Origin of the sequence: Pseudonocardia autotrophica (genome assembly GCF_003945385.1) — a bacterium.
In the GTDB taxonomy this organism is placed as follows: Bacteria; Actinomycetota; Actinomycetes; order Mycobacteriales; family Pseudonocardiaceae; genus Pseudonocardia; species Pseudonocardia autotrophica.
Map to the genome: position 1 here is coordinate 344,324 of NZ_AP018920.1, position 13,070 is coordinate 357,393.

Here is a 13,070-nt window from a genome sequence, read left to right on the forward strand (position 1 = left end):
CGGGTCTCGAGGGCGCGGCCGTCCGCCGGGAGGGCACGATGGGGGGCATGGCACTGGAACTGCATCACGTCGCCGACGGCCCCGAATCGGCACCGGTCGTCCTGTTCGGTCCGTCGCTGGGCACCGACCTGCACCTGTTCGACGCCCAGGTGGCTGCGCTGTCCGACCGGTTCCGTTGCGTGCGCTTCGACCTGCCGGGGCACGGCGGATCACCGGACGTCACCGACGACCTGACGATCGCCGATCTCGCCGGGGGCGCGCTGGCCGCCGTCGGGGACACCGACTTCCACTACGTGGGCGTCTCGATCGGCGGCGCGATCGGGCAGTGGCTCGGCGTGCACGGCGGCGAGCGGGTCCGCAGTGTTGCGGTGCTGGCGACGGCCGCCCGGTTCCCGAACCCGGAGGCCTGGCCGCAGCGCGCGGCGACGGTGCGTGAGCAGGGCACCGAGGCGATGGTCGCGTCCCGGCCCGGCACCTGGTACGTCGAGGACTGGGCGCGCCGCGACCCGGCGGGGGAGAAGCGGCTGCTCGACATGCTGCGCGCCACCGAGCCCGGCGGCTACGCGGCCTGCTGCGCCGCGGTCGGCGCCTTCGACATCCGGGCCGAGCTGGCCTCGGTGTCGGTCCCGGCGCTCGTCGTGGCCGGTGCCGACGACCCGGCGACGCCGCCGGCGCTGCTGCGCGAGATCGCCGACGCGGTTCCCGGTGCCGAGTACGCCGAGGTCGCCGACTCGGCGCATCTGCTCAACTACGAGCGGCCCGACGAGGTGAACGCGCTGCTCGAGCGGCACCTGACGCGCGGGTGAGCGCTCACGCGCGGCTCGCCCGCCGGGCCCGGTAGGCGGCCACGTGCGCGCGGTTCGCGCAGTTGCCGGTGTCGCAGAAGCGCTTCGAGCGGTTCCGTGACAGATCGACCAGGACGGCGTCGCAGTCCTCGCCGGCGCACCGGCGCAGCCGGGACAGGTCGTCGCCACGGACCAGCTCGACGATCGACATCGCGATCTCGGCGCCCATCCGGTCGGCCAGCGGCGCCTCGCGCGGCGTGACGTGCAGGTGCCAGTCCCAGCCGTCGTGCCGGGCCAGCCGGGGGCGGGCGTCGGTCTCGGCGAGGATCGTGTTGACCAGCTCGACGGTGCGATCGCGATCGGGTCCCTCGGCGGTCGCGGCTGTGTCCGCGCCGGCGGCTGCGGCTCGGGCGGCGGCCGTGTCTGCGGCTGCCTCTGTGGCCGCCTCTGTGGCTGCGTCTGTGTCTGCGGCGCCGGTATCCGTGGCGGCGGTCGTGGCTGCGTCGGCGTCGGTGGCCGGGCCGGAGCCGGGCGGCCAGAGTGCGACGAGCCGCTCCCGGAGCGCCCGGACGGCGGCCCGCTCCTCGTCGGTGCCTGCGCGCTCGCCGGTGTAGGGCTGCCCGTCCATCCAGGTCTCGAACAGCGCCGCGTCGCCCAGAACGTCCGGATCGGTCAGCCCGGTGTTCACCAGCGACGCCGCCGCCGCGAGTACGACCTGGGTGTCATGGGCGAATTCCATGTTGACCCCTGACATCATCGGTTCCTAGTGTCAGGAGTCTATGAGTACTTCGGTCGTGACACGGGACCACCTGGTCCGCGGACTCGCGTGGGCGTTGGTGTCGGCGGCCGCGTACGGATTCTCCGGCCCGCTCGGGTCCGCCTTCCTGGAAGCGGGTTGGTCGCCGGGCCTCACCACGCTGATGCGGATCGCCGGCGCCGCGCTGCTGCTCCTGCCGGTGGCGGTGGTGCTGGCCCGCAGGCACCGGCCGGACCGGGCGGCCCGGCGCAAGATCGTGATCTTCGGGCTGTTCGCGGTGGCCGGCGTGCAGCTCTGCTTCTTCCACGCCCTGGAGTACCTGTCGGTCGGGGTGGCGCTGCTGCTGGAGTTCCTCGCCCCGGTGCTGCTGGTCGGCTGGACCTGGATCACCACCCGGCGCACCCCGTCGGCGATCACCCTCGCCGGTTGCCTGGTCGCGCTCGCCGGGCTGGTGTTCGTCGTCGACCCGTTCGGGCCGCAGCGCGTCGAGCTGGTCGGGATCCTGTGGGGCCTCGCCTCGGCGGTGTGCGTCTGCGTCTACTTCGCGCTGCCCGGGGGGAACCGCGAGGGCCAGGTCCCGCCGCTGCTGATGATCTCCGGCGGCATGATCGTCGGCGCGGTCTCGCTGACCGTCACCGGATTGCTCGGGATCACCCCGTGGAAGACCGGTGCCCCGGTCGGGACGCTCGGTGGTGCCGAGCTCGACTGGGTGTTGCTGCTCGGGATGCTGGTCCTGCTCGCGACGGCGCTGCCCTACGTCACCGGGATCCTGGCGATCCGGCGCCTCGACACCCGGGTCGCGTCGTTCGTGGGACTGTCCGAGGTGCTGTTCGGGGTGCTCGCGGCCTGGCTGCTGGTGGCGCAGCAGCCGACGCTGATGCAGCTGCTGGGCGGCGTGCTGATCCTCGGCGGGATCGTGCTCATCCGGCGGGCGGAGAATCGGGCGGCCGCGACACCGAGCGAGGTGGCGGTGGAGGGCTGAGCGACGCCCCGGCCTCGTGCCGGCTGCACTCGCCGCCGCTTCACACCCCTTCGCTGCGCTTCACACCCGCTGCGGGGGGTGTGAAGCGCAGCGAAGAGGTGCGAACCCGGCCCGCGGGGTGCCTGATCGCCCCACGATCGGGGTGCACTACTGTGCCGCCACCGGTGTTCCGGAGCACACTGTCCCGCAGCGTCGTCGCTGCTCGGGTCGGGTGCGGGCCGGACTTCGCCGCTCCCCGTAGGTCCAGCGAGATCGAGGTCGTCGTTGTCCGAGAACCGGTTCGTCACCAGCTCCTTCTGCTACGGCGGCGAATGCGTTGCCGTCGCGGCGCCCGCGGACGGTGTGGTCGTCCGGTCGACCGTGAGCGGTGCCGAGGTGAGCTTCACCGACGACGAGTGGGCTGCCTTCGTCGCCGGCGTGCGCAACGGCGAGTTCGACGTGCAGCGCCTGCGCGGCTGACTCCTCAGTCGGCGAGGCGGTCCAGCAGCTCCTGCCGGGTGGCCTCCGGATCGAGGGCGTTCGCGAGCACGTTGCGCCAGACCTCCTCGTAGCTCGCCACGGTCGGCTCGGTGTCGTAGTACATGTCGTTCTCCGTGCTCTCGACGTTCACCACCGGCCAGTCGTTGTCGGGATCGCGCGGGTCGAAGATCGAGAACGTGCTCGTCGCGCGCGTCCATCCGGCCGTGAACGGGAGCAGTTGCAGCGTCACGTTCGGCTGCGCCGCGCGGGCCAGCAGAGTGCGGATCTGGCCCCGGGCGATCTCCGGATCGGTCACGCGGTGCAGTGCGACCTCGTCGAGTACGAGATGGACGTCGAGCGGGGGCGCGTCGGTGCGGGCAGGTTCGATCACGTCCTGGCGGCGCATCTTGATCTCGACCAGACGCTCGATCTCACCGGCCGGCAGGTTCGGCTGCGTGACGGCGAGCAGATCCCGGGCGTACGCCTCGGTCTGCAGGAGGCCCGCGACCGGGATCGAGAAGGTGCGTTTCGCGCGCGCCTCGGTCTCCAGGGAGAGCAGCAGGTCCAGATCCGCTCCGGCCACCACTGCGCTGAGCGGCTGCCACCACCCCGGTGACTTCGCCTCGGTCGCCCAGTCCAGCACCCGGTCCCGCTGCTCGACGGGTGCCTCGTAGATGTCGAGCAGGTCCCGCACGTCCCGGAACTTCGGCTCGACCGCACCGGTCTCGATCCGGCTGAGCTTCGACGGCGAGATCTCGAGGCGCCTCGCCACCTCGGCGAGCTGCAGGTTCCGGTCGCTGCGCAGCCGCTTGAGGACGTGACCGAGGCGCCGCCGGATCACGACGGGGCCGTGTGTGACGGTCATGTCCACTCCTCCACGCCCGGACCTAGGATCATGGTACCGGCCAGCCCCGTGCAATTGCATGGGTTCGAAATTGCATCTGGTCTGGTGCAGGCGGTCGTTCGCACCGCATACTGTGCTCCTGATCCTGAGCAGCGGCAACAGCCGCTGAAGGGGGTGCGCCATGCACGACCATGACGGCACCACAGTCAGTTCCCGGCACCATGGCCCGTCCGTCCGCGAGCGGGGGTGGTCCCGATGACCACCTACCTCGTCGCCGGTGGCGGCCTCGTCCTGATGCTCTGGTTCGCCCTCCTGATCGGCACGTCCCTGGACACCGAGGGACAGCGCCGTGAGTGGAGGCGGGTGGCGGAGCAGCGCCGCGCCGCCCGGGAGGAGCGCCAGGGGGAACGGCGCCCGCTCGAACCCGACGACCTGTGCGCCGACTGCCCGCTGCGCAGGTGAGCCGCGCACTGTCCGCCGGCGCAGGTGAGGCGGGCCGGGCGCGGTGCTCGCCGCGCAGGTGAGGCGTGGCTGGTCGCCGACGGTGGTGCGGTCGCTCAGCCGTCCCAGCTGAAGAGCGGATCACCCGGCCGGACGTCGCCCGTCGCGTGCGCGTGGGTGCCGTCCGGCAGGGAGTCCATCAGCACCACCGGGCAGATCGCGGACAGCCCGTGCCCGCGCACCAGGTCCGCGTCCATCGTGACGACGGGCTGCCCGACGCCGACGGAGTCGCCCTCCCCGGCGTGCAGCGTGAAGGCGGCCAGGCCGACGGTGTCGATGCCGAGGTGCACCAGGACGCCCGCACCGTCGTCGCCGACGACCACGTAGGCGTGCGGGTGCAGCTTCGCCAGCGTCCCGGCGATCGGGGCGACGGCGTGCACCGACCCGCTCGGCGGCTCGATCGCGAGACCGGAACCGAGCATCTGTTCGGCGAACACCGGATCGGGAACGTCCGGGAGCGGCACGACCCGGCCGGCCACGGGCGCGGCGACGTACAGGGTCACAGCAGGTCCGCGATGTCGTCGGCGATCATGTCCGCTTCCGGCCCGACGACGACCTGCACGACCGTCCCGGACACGACCACGCCGTGCGCGAGCTTCTGCAGCGCCGCGCGGTCGACCAGCGCGGGATCGCGGACCTCGGTCCGCAGCCGGGTGATGCAGCCCTCGATCTCGACGACGTTCGTCGCTCCGCCGAGGCCCGCCAGGATCGCCCCGGCCCTCTGGTCCGCCATCACGTCGCCTTCCCGTCGTGCCGGAGGAGGAGTGCCGGTCGTGCGGCACTCCGGGGAACGATCACGGACCGGGCGCGGCGGCCCGGTCCGTGATCACGCCGTGGGGCTCAGCCCGCGGCGACCGCCTGCTGGATGGCCTGCGGGCTGGCCTCGACGTCCTGGCCGTTGACCTTCACCGACGGCGTGCCGGAAACGTTGTCGCGCAGCGCCTGCTGGGTGATCTGCTGGCTCCACGGCGCGAACCGCTGGTCGTCGACGCAGGGGGCGAAGTCCGGGCCGGCCCCGGCCTGCTGGCCGAGCTGGATGAGCTGCTCGTTGGGCAGTCCGGCGCCGCCCTCGGTCGGCTGGTTCTGGTAGAGCAGCCGCTCGAACTCCGGGAAGACGCCCGCCTCCGCGGCGCAACCGGCGGCGGCCGCGGCCCGGGTCGAGTACTGGGTGCTCGACGCGCGGTCCAGGAAGGCGACCGGGTGGTAGACGACCTGGGCCTGCCCGGAGGTGCGCAGCTCCTCCAGCGTCGGGCCGGCCTGCTCCTCGAAGGTCTTGCAGTGCGGGCACTGGAAGTCGAGGTAGACGTCGACCGTCGCCGGTGCGTCCGCGTTGCCGGTGGGCACGCCGGCCGCCGTCGCGTTCGCCGGAACCAGGGTGCTGGACGAGCTGTTGTTCCAGTACACCCCGAACCCGACGAGAGCGGCGAACGCGACCACCACGATGATGCCGAGCACCGTCGCCTGGGACGGCCCCTTCTTGGCGGTGAGCGGGTTCTTCCCCTTCCCCGCACTCCTCTTTCCGGCCATCATCCGTCCTCCTCGGGGGTGGTCGTCACACCCCTGTTTGTACTGGGCCCTTGTGCTCGGCGACGCCCCGGGGTACCGCGGTCCCGGGTGGCTGAGGTTTGACCTCGTGTAGAACTATGGAGGTGTGAGTACCGGCAGCGCTGTGGAGCGTGCCCCCTCCGGGGCCGACGTCCGCACGGTCGAGCTGCGGATCGACGGCATGACCTGTGCCGCCTGCGTCGGACGGGTGGAGCGCAAGCTCGGCAAACTCGACGGCGTCCGCGCGACCGTCAACCTCGCGACCGAGCGTGCGACGGTCGAGTACCCGGCCGGCACCGACGTCGAGACGCTGCTGGGCACCGTCCGCAAGGCCGGCTACGGCGCCACCGAGCTGCGGCCCGGCGTCACCGACACCGGCGACGCGGCCACCGAGGACGACACCGCGCTGCGCAGGCTCCGGACCCGGATGGCCGTCGCGCTGGTGCTGTTCATCCCGCTCGCCGACCTGTCGCTGGCGATGTCGCTGGTGCCGACGCTGCGGTTCCCGTACTGGCAGTGGGTGGTCGTCGCGCTGGCGCTGCCGGTCGTGGTGTGGGCGGCCTGGCCGTTCCACCGCACGGCGTTCGTGAACCTGCGGCACGGCACCACCTCGATGGACACGCTCGTCTCGCTCGGCGTGATCTCGGCGTCCGCCTGGTCGCTGGGCGAGATGGCGTTCCTCGACACCCGCACCACGCTGACCGGCTGGGACGCGGTGCTGCACCCGTCGGGCCCGCTGTACCTGGAGGTCGCGGCGGGCGTCACGACGTTCGTGCTGGCCGGCCGCTACTTCGAGGCCCGCGCCCGGCGCACGGCCGGGCGCGTGATGCGCTCGCTGGCCGCGCTGGAGTCCGACGAGGTCACGCTTCTCGTCGATGGGACGGAGACCCGGATCCCGGTGGGACGCCTGCGGGTCGGCGACCGCTTCCTCGTCCGGCCGGGTGAGCGGATCGCCGCCGACGGCGTCGTCGCCGAGGGCGGTGCCGCCGTCGACACCAGCGCGATGACCGGCGAACCGGTCCCGGCCGAGGTCGGCCCGGGTGATGCGGTCACCGGCGGCACCATCCCGGCCGGCGGACGCCTGGTGGTCGTCGCCGAGCAGGTCGGCGCGGACACCCGGCTGGCCCGGATGATCGCCGCCGTCGAGCGGGCCCAGGTGGAGAAGTCGGCCACCCAGCGGCTGGTCGACCGGGTGTCGTCGGTGTTCGTCCCGGTGGTGCTGGTGCTGGCCGTGCTGACGCTGGGCGGCTGGCTGCTCGCGGGCGCCGGCTGGGCGGGCGCGTTCGGGCCGGCCATCGCCGTCGTGATCATCGCCTGCCCGTGCGCGCTCGGGCTCGCCACACCGACCGCACTGATGGTCGCCACCGGCCGCGGCGCCGAGCTCGGGATCTTCGTGAAGGGCTACCGGGCGCTGGAGACGACCCGGGCCGCCGACACCGTCGTGCTCGACAAGACTGGCACGCTGACCACCGGCCGGATGACCGTCACCGATGTCGCCGCCGCCCCCGGGGTGGATGCCGACCTGCTGCTGGCCAGGGCCGCGGCCGTCGAGTCCGGCTCGGAGCACGCCATCGCCGCCGCCGTCCGCCGGCACGCCAGGGATGCGGAGCTGACGGTGCCCGACGTCGGGGACTTCGTCGCGCTGCCCGGACTCGGCGCCCGCGGCACCGTCGACGGCGTCGAGATCACGGTCGGGCGCCCGCCCGCCGACACCGGCGCGCTGGCCGAGCGGATCACCGGCTGGGAGGGGTCCGGCCACACGGTGGTCGCGGTGCAGGTGCACGGTGAGCTCGCCGGGGTGATCGCGCTGGCCGATCCGGTGAAGGAGTCCGCGCCGGTCGCCGTCGCCGAGCTGATCGCGATGGGGCTGCGGCCGGTGCTGCTGACCGGTGACCGGCCGGCCGCGGCGCACGCCGTCGCGCGGACCTGCGGGATCGACGACGTGGTCGCCGGTGCGCTGCCCGACGACAAGGTCGAGCACGTCCGCGCGCTGCAGGCGCAGGGCCGGACGGTCGCGATGGTCGGCGACGGCGTGAACGACGCCGCCGCGCTCGCGGCCGCCGACCTGGGTATCGCCGTCGGTTCGGGGACCGACGTGGCGCTGGAGGCTGCCGACGTCGTGCTGGTGCGCGACGACCTGCGGGTGCTCCCGGCGACCGTCGAGCTGGCCAGGGCCACGATGAGCACGATCCGCGGGAACCTGTGGTGGGCGTTCGGCTACAACACGGCCGCGATCCCGGTCGCGATGGCCGGTCTGCTCAACCCGCTGCTCGCGGGTGCGGCGATGGCGGTCTCGTCGTTCCTGGTGGTGACGAACAGCCTGCGCCTGCGCAAGGCCGCGAGCTGGGCCGACGAGACTCTCGGCGCGGTCCGTGAGCCGGACCGGGACACCGAGTACGTCGAGGCCTGATCCGGCTCATCCCGCGGTCTGCAGGTCCCAGTGGGTGCCGTACCGCTCGGTCAGCTCGCGGACCGCGTCGTCGCCCAGCCAGCGGGCCGGGGACCCGCTCAGCAGCATCACCACCCGCGCCGCCTCCTCCAGTTCGATCGCGGCGTCGACCGCCCGGTCCAGGCCGGTGCCGCCCGCCAGTGACCCGTGGTGGGCCAGCAGCGCCGCGGTGAACCTCCCGGGCAGCGCGGTGAGCCCGTCGGCCAGCTCCTGCGAGCCGGGCGCCGCGTACGGCGCGAGCGGAGCCTGCCCGACCCGCATCACCAGGTACGGCGTCGCGGGCGGCAGCGCGGACCCGGCGGAGAACGGCGGAAGGCACGACGCGGCGACCACGTGCGGCGAGTGCAGGTGCACCACCGCGGCGAGATCGGGCTCCCGGCGGTACATCGCCAGGTGCAGCGGTACCTCCTTGGACGGTCGTGCGCCCGCGACGTGGGTGCCGACGGCGTCGGTCACGCTCAGCAGGTGCGGCTGCAGGTCGGCGAGGCCGATCCCGGTCGGGGTCACCACGACGGCGTCGCCGGAGCGCTCGGAGAGGTTCCCCGACGAGCCGGGGCTGAGCCCCAGCGCGGCCAGCCGGTGCCCGGCTGCGCACAGCCGTTCCGCGACCGGGAGCAGGTGGCCCGGGACGGCGCCGGTCACCGGCCCGCCCCGGCGGTCCACGCCCGCACGAACAGGTCCTCGCCGCCGAAGTTGCCGGACTTGAGCAGCAGCGCCAGCGGCTCGGTGCCGGCGCGCTCGGCGAGCGACCAGGCGACCCCCGGATCCAGCCGTGGCCCGACGGCAAGGCTCCGCACCCCCAGGGCCGCGACGACGGCACCGGAGGTCTCGCCACCCGCGACGGCGATCGCGCGGACGCCCCGGTCGACCAGCTCGCGGGCCAGTGCGGCCAGCGCCTGTTCGAACAGCGGCGCGTCCGCCGGGTCGGCGACGTCGCCGGGCTCGGCGGTCGCGTAGACCACGACCGGGCCGTCGGCGGCGCCGGCGTCGAGCACCCGGTCGGCCAGCGCGGTGTGCTCGGCCGCGGCGTCGGCGCGCAGCGCGGCCGGGTCCAGCTTGATCCCGCGCCCGGCGGCGACGCCGGCGCGGACCTGCCGCTGGGTGGCCTGCGAGGCGCTGCCGGACAGCACCACGCGCGGCCCGTCCCCGACCTCGACGGCGACCTCGGCGACCTCCCGCGGCCCGGACAGGCCCTGGGCGACCGCGCTGCCGCCGGTCAGCAGCCGCAGGTCGGCGGTGGCCTCGACCAGCGTCACCAGGTCGGCGTCGCGCACGGCGTCGACGACGAGGTAGCGCGCACCGGCGGCCACCGCCTCGTCCAGCGCCCGGCGCAGCGCCTCCGGGCCCGCCTCGACGTGGCCGAGCCCGACGTGCCCGACGGCCGCGGCGCCGTCGCGGACCTGGGGTGCCAGCAGCCGCATCAGGCTGGAGTCGCGCATCGGGGTGAGCGGGTGATCGCGCATCGGCGACTCGTCGAGCGGGTCGGCACCGACGAATAGGTGTCCGGAGTAGACGGTCCGGCCGTTCGCCGGGAACGCCGGCGCCACCACGGTCCAGCGGGACCCCAGCGCGTCCTGCAGGGCGTCGGCGACGGGGCCGATGTTGCCGGCCGGGGTCGAGTCGAACGTCGAGCAGTACTTGAACAGGAACCGGGTGCATCCGGCCTCGCGCAGGCCGTCGAGCGCCGCGAGCGACTCCGCCACGGCCTGCTCGACCGGGGCGGTGCGGCTCTTGAGCGCCACGACCACCGCGTCGGCGTCGTCGACCGACGACGGCGGGCCGCCGGCCATCACCTCGCCCGGTACGACGGCGGTGCGGAACCCGGACGCGGTCAGGACGATCGCGAGATCGGTCGCGCCGGTGAGGTCGTCGGCGATGGCGCCGAGCTGGGGCACGGTCTCCTCCTGGGGTGGTGGGGGTGACTCAGACGACGCCGGTCACGAGCAACAGGTACAGCACGGCGAACCCGGTGACCCCGGAGATGATCGACGCGACGCCGATCGACCGGATGCCCTGGCCCACCGTCATGTTGGACAGCGAGGTGGTGACCCACCAGCCCGACGAGTTCGCGTGCTTCATGATCTGCGCCCCGGTGGCGCAGGCCAGGTACACCGCGATCGGTGACAGGCCCAGCGTCTCGATCAGCGGCTGCATGATCGCGGCGGCGGTCATCACGCCGAGGATGTTCGACCCGGTGATCGTGCACACCGCGGCGGCGACCAGGAACGGGATGATGATCGGTGAGATGCCGATCTCCTGCACCCCGCCGGCGATGTTCTCCGCGACCCCGGTCTCGCGGATCGTGAGGGCGAGCGCGCCGCCGACACCGGTCAGCGCGAGCGGCATGGCCGCGATCCGCAGGCCGCTCTCGAACAGGTCGTTGAGCGTCGCCTTGTCCTTCCAGCGCCCGCCGAACAGCGGCAGCGACAGCAGGCAGGCCAGGAACAGCGCCATGGTGGGCTCGCCGACGAACTCCAGGACCATCCGGACCGGGTTCTCCTCGGCCATCAGCGGGCCGAGCAGCGACGCCGAGCTGATCAGGGCGATCGGTGCGACGATCGGGGTCAGGCAGGCCAGGAGCGAGGGGCTGCGGACACCGGTCCGCTCCTCGGTGGTGACGTCGGCGTTCCCGGAGCCACCGGCCCCGCTTCCGCCCGTGGTGTCCAGGTTCTCCACGAACTCGGGCTTCGGGTCGACGTGGGTCTTGAGCATCGACAGGTAGAGCGTCGCGGTGATGATGCCGGGGATGCCGACGGCCAGGCCGAGCAGGATCGCCTCGCCGGTCGGCACACCGAGCAGGGCGGCGGACGCCAGCGGGCCCGGTCCCGGCGGGATGACCGAGGTCATCACGTACGCGCCGATGTAGAGGATCGGTCCGAGCTTCATCATCGAGATCCCGGTGCGTGCGGCCAGTGCCGACACGATCGGGATGAGCATGACCACGACCGAGTCGGCGATCAGTGGGATGCCCACGATCGACGATGCGAGCGCCACCGCCCAGGGGACCTTGTTCTCGGAGAACAGTTGCAGGCAGCGCTCGGTGATCGTCTGCGCGGCGCCGGAGAGCTCCAGCATCTTCCCCAGCACGCAGCCGAAGATCACCAGCAGGCCCACGTTGGCCAGCGTGTTGCCGAAGCCCTCGGTGACCAGTTCGATCGTCCCCACGCCACCCATGCCCAGCGCCAGGCCGAGTCCGACGACCACCACGAACAGCGTGGCGACCGGGTGGACCTTGAAGCGGGCGATGAGGACGACGAGGACGACGAGCGCGAGCAGGAACGCGCTCAGGACGTAGATGTCCGACACGACGATGTATCCGATCGGGAGTGGGAAGGGGAGCGGAAAGGTCAGCTCGACGCGCCGGCGCGCCAGGCCTCGAGCAGTGCGGGATCGGGATCGGCGAGGTCGTCGATCCGGACCGGTTCGCCTGCGGCGACGTCGCGGGCGAGCGTGGTGTGTGCGGCGAGGTAGAGCGGGGCGGCCCCGGCCGGGGCCCGCTGCACGTCGAGCAGCACCGGGGCGACGCCGTCGACGTCGTGGTGGTGCCCGCCCATCGTGAGCGTCCGGCCCGCCGCAAGCGCCGCCCGGGCGCGGCCGCCCAGCACGACGTGCCGGCCCCGGTTCGCGGGCGCGGCGGCCGCGCCGCGCGCGGCGACGTCGAGGATCGACAGCGGGGTCTCGACGCCCATCAGGTGGTAGGGCAGGTACAGGCAGGCGTAGCGGCCGTCGCGGCTCACCACGTGCCCCTTCCCGGCGAGGGTCTGCCAGGTCACCGGGTCGTGTGTGCGGACGACGACGAACACACCGCCGGCGAAGCTCGCCTCGTCCGGGCGGCGCAGGACGGTGAACACGTCCACGACGCCGGGCCGGGAGACGATCCCGCCGTGCTCGGCCAGCGCGTAGACGTCGGCGAGCTCGGCGGTCCGGGCCACCGGGTAGTGCAGGGTCTCGACGTCCGGGGTCAGGCCGGTGGCATCGGCGACGACGGCCATCTCGCAGAGATCGGCGGCCGCACTGCGACCGATCTCGGCCACCGCCTCGGCCCGTGCCCGCAGCGTGTCGCCGATCGCCGCGGTGCGGCTCAGCAGCCGTTCGGGGTCGTCGACCGAGATCTCCTGCTCGAGGTGCCGCAGCCGCCCGGTGGCCGGGTCGAGGACCAGGTCGTACTCGCCGGACTTGCCGACGGCGACCACCTCCAGCCCGACCTCGCGGGTGCGGGTGAACCATTCGACGAGGTTGGCGGGCTGGTCCCCGGCGCCGGGGACGTAACCGAGCCCGCGGTCACCGGCGCGCCGGGCGAGATCGGCCCCGGCGACGGTCTCGACCTCCTTGGAGACCATGACGACGTGCCGGTCGTGCTCCAGGGCGTCGACGGCGGCCCGGTATCCGGCGGCGGGGCTGCCGGTGGCCTCGACGAGCACGTCGTGGTCGCCGCCGGCGAGCAGGCCGGTGTCGGGGACCACCGCGACCGTGCCCGGGGGACGCGCGGCGAGCTCGTCGGTGCTGCGGCAGACGGCGAGCTCGTCGGCGCGGAAGCCGAGTTCGCGGCACATCGTGACGGTGCCGTCGACGTCGAGATCGCACAGCACCGCCGGCTCGACCCTCGGGGTGAGCCGGGTCTGCGCGAGCAGGGTGCGGCCGAAGCCGCCCTTCGCGCCGGTGAGCGCGTAGCGCGCGACCGGACGGTTCATCGGGCCTCCTCACGACGTCCGGTGGCGACAGCACGGCGTGGTCGACGAGCACCGGTC

General features: G+C 73.4%; 14 protein-coding genes. 5 read left to right on the forward strand and 9 right to left on the reverse strand.

Annotated features, from left to right (window positions below; translation table 11 throughout):
* The first annotated feature begins 47 nt into the window (after positions 1 to 47).
* Complete coding sequence (locus Pdca_RS01675; RefSeq protein ID WP_085911853.1) at positions 48 to 806, forward strand: alpha/beta fold hydrolase; 759 nt, start codon at positions 48 to 50, stop codon at positions 804 to 806.
* Between the two features lie 4 nt (positions 807 to 810).
* Here the strand turns inward: Pdca_RS01675 and Pdca_RS01680 are convergent, their stop codons facing one another.
* On the reverse strand, positions 811 to 1,524 hold the full coding sequence (locus Pdca_RS01680) for a CGNR zinc finger domain-containing protein (RefSeq protein ID WP_232021372.1): 714 nt from the start codon (positions 1,522 to 1,524) through the stop codon (positions 811 to 813).
* A 40-nt stretch (positions 1,525 to 1,564) separates the two neighbouring features.
* On the opposite strand from Pdca_RS01680, the gene Pdca_RS01685 reads away from it, so the two are divergent.
* Together Pdca_RS01685 and Pdca_RS01690 are read left to right on the forward strand one after the other, a co-directional pair.
* A complete protein-coding gene (locus tag Pdca_RS01685) occupies positions 1,565 to 2,524 on the forward strand; it encodes an EamA family transporter (RefSeq protein WP_085911852.1) in 960 nt (319 codons plus the stop codon).
* A 264-nt stretch (positions 2,525 to 2,788) separates the two neighbouring features.
* Positions 2,789 to 2,983 (forward strand): DUF397 domain-containing protein, encoded by a 195-nt coding sequence (locus Pdca_RS01690; protein WP_085911851.1) that lies wholly within the window; start codon positions 2,789 to 2,791, stop codon positions 2,981 to 2,983.
* A gap of 4 nt (positions 2,984 to 2,987) precedes the next feature.
* Here the strand turns inward: Pdca_RS01690 and Pdca_RS01695 are convergent, their stop codons facing one another.
* Positions 2,988 to 3,848, reverse strand: coding sequence for a helix-turn-helix domain-containing protein (locus tag Pdca_RS01695; RefSeq protein WP_158092099.1), 861 nt, complete (start codon positions 3,846 to 3,848; stop codon positions 2,988 to 2,990).
* 234 nt (positions 3,849 to 4,082) lie between these two features.
* Between Pdca_RS01695 and Pdca_RS01700 the strand changes: the two genes are divergently transcribed.
* A complete protein-coding gene (locus tag Pdca_RS01700) occupies positions 4,083 to 4,289 on the forward strand; it encodes a hypothetical protein (RefSeq protein ID WP_125911201.1) in 207 nt (68 codons plus the stop codon).
* A gap of 95 nt (positions 4,290 to 4,384) precedes the next feature.
* Here the strand turns inward: Pdca_RS01700 and Pdca_RS01705 are convergent, their stop codons facing one another.
* From Pdca_RS01705 to Pdca_RS01715, 3 genes are all read right to left on the reverse strand, one after another.
* The gene (locus Pdca_RS01705) at positions 4,385 to 4,831 is read right to left on the reverse strand and encodes a PTS sugar transporter subunit IIA (protein WP_085911848.1); all 447 of its coding nucleotides are present in this window, start codon (positions 4,829 to 4,831) and stop codon (positions 4,385 to 4,387) included.
* Entirely contained in the window at positions 4,828 to 5,061 is a 234-nt protein-coding gene (locus Pdca_RS01710; protein ID WP_085911847.1) for a PTS sugar transporter subunit IIB, read from the reverse strand. The genes Pdca_RS01705 and Pdca_RS01710 overlap by 4 nt, the downstream gene beginning before the upstream one ends.
* 107 nt (positions 5,062 to 5,168) lie before the next feature.
* The gene (locus tag Pdca_RS01715) at positions 5,169 to 5,858 is read right to left on the reverse strand and encodes a DsbA family protein (protein ID WP_085911846.1); all 690 of its coding nucleotides are present in this window, start codon (positions 5,856 to 5,858) and stop codon (positions 5,169 to 5,171) included.
* Positions 5,859 to 5,979: 121 nt separating this feature from the next.
* On the opposite strand from Pdca_RS01715, the gene Pdca_RS01720 reads away from it, so the two are divergent.
* Entirely contained in the window at positions 5,980 to 8,283 is a 2,304-nt protein-coding gene (locus tag Pdca_RS01720; protein WP_232021373.1) for a heavy metal translocating P-type ATPase, read from the forward strand.
* A gap of 6 nt (positions 8,284 to 8,289) precedes the next feature.
* Here Pdca_RS01720 and Pdca_RS01725 read toward each other — a convergent pair whose 3' ends face one another.
* The 4 genes from Pdca_RS01725 to Pdca_RS01740 are packed head-to-tail and all read right to left on the reverse strand — an operon-like array spanning position 8,290 to position 13,013.
* Positions 8,290 to 8,964 (reverse strand): class II aldolase/adducin family protein, encoded by a 675-nt coding sequence (locus tag Pdca_RS01725; RefSeq protein WP_232021374.1) that lies wholly within the window; start codon positions 8,962 to 8,964, stop codon positions 8,290 to 8,292.
* A complete protein-coding gene (otnK, locus tag Pdca_RS01730) occupies positions 8,961 to 10,217 on the reverse strand; it encodes a 3-oxo-tetronate kinase (RefSeq protein WP_085911845.1) in 1,257 nt (418 codons plus the stop codon). Before otnK ends, Pdca_RS01725 begins: the two co-directional genes overlap by 4 nt.
* A 28-nt stretch (positions 10,218 to 10,245) precedes the next feature.
* Entirely contained in the window at positions 10,246 to 11,628 is a 1,383-nt protein-coding gene (locus tag Pdca_RS01735; protein ID WP_085911844.1) for a GntP family permease, read from the reverse strand.
* A gap of 41 nt (positions 11,629 to 11,669) precedes the next feature.
* Positions 11,670 to 13,013, reverse strand: a complete 1,344-nt coding sequence (locus tag Pdca_RS01740) for a homoserine dehydrogenase (protein ID WP_085911843.1) — start codon at positions 13,011 to 13,013, stop codon at positions 11,670 to 11,672.
* Positions 13,014 to 13,070 lie beyond the last annotated feature (57 nt).

Bases quoted from the DNA above. Each gene is read 5' to 3' on its own strand.
- Pdca_RS01675 (WP_085911853.1), top strand. From the start codon at position 48: ATGGCACTGGAACTGCATCACGTCGCCGACGGCCCCGAATCGGCACCG.
- Pdca_RS01680 (WP_232021372.1), bottom strand. From the start codon at position 1,524: ATGGAATTCGCCCATGACACCCAGGTCGTACTCGCGGCGGCGGCGTCG.
- Pdca_RS01685 (WP_085911852.1), top strand. From the start codon at position 1,565: ATGAGTACTTCGGTCGTGACACGGGACCACCTGGTCCGCGGACTCGCG.
- Pdca_RS01695 (WP_158092099.1), bottom strand. From the start codon at position 3,848: ATGACCGTCACACACGGCCCCGTCGTGATCCGGCGGCGCCTCGGTCAC.
- Pdca_RS01700 (WP_125911201.1), top strand. From the start codon at position 4,083: ATGACCACCTACCTCGTCGCCGGTGGCGGCCTCGTCCTGATGCTCTGG.
- Pdca_RS01710 (WP_085911847.1), bottom strand. From the start codon at position 5,061: ATGGCGGACCAGAGGGCCGGGGCGATCCTGGCGGGCCTCGGCGGAGCG.
- Pdca_RS01715 (WP_085911846.1), bottom strand. From the start codon at position 5,858: ATGATGGCCGGAAAGAGGAGTGCGGGGAAGGGGAAGAACCCGCTCACC.
- Pdca_RS01740 (WP_085911843.1), bottom strand. From the start codon at position 13,013: ATGAACCGTCCGGTCGCGCGCTACGCGCTCACCGGCGCGAAGGGCGGC.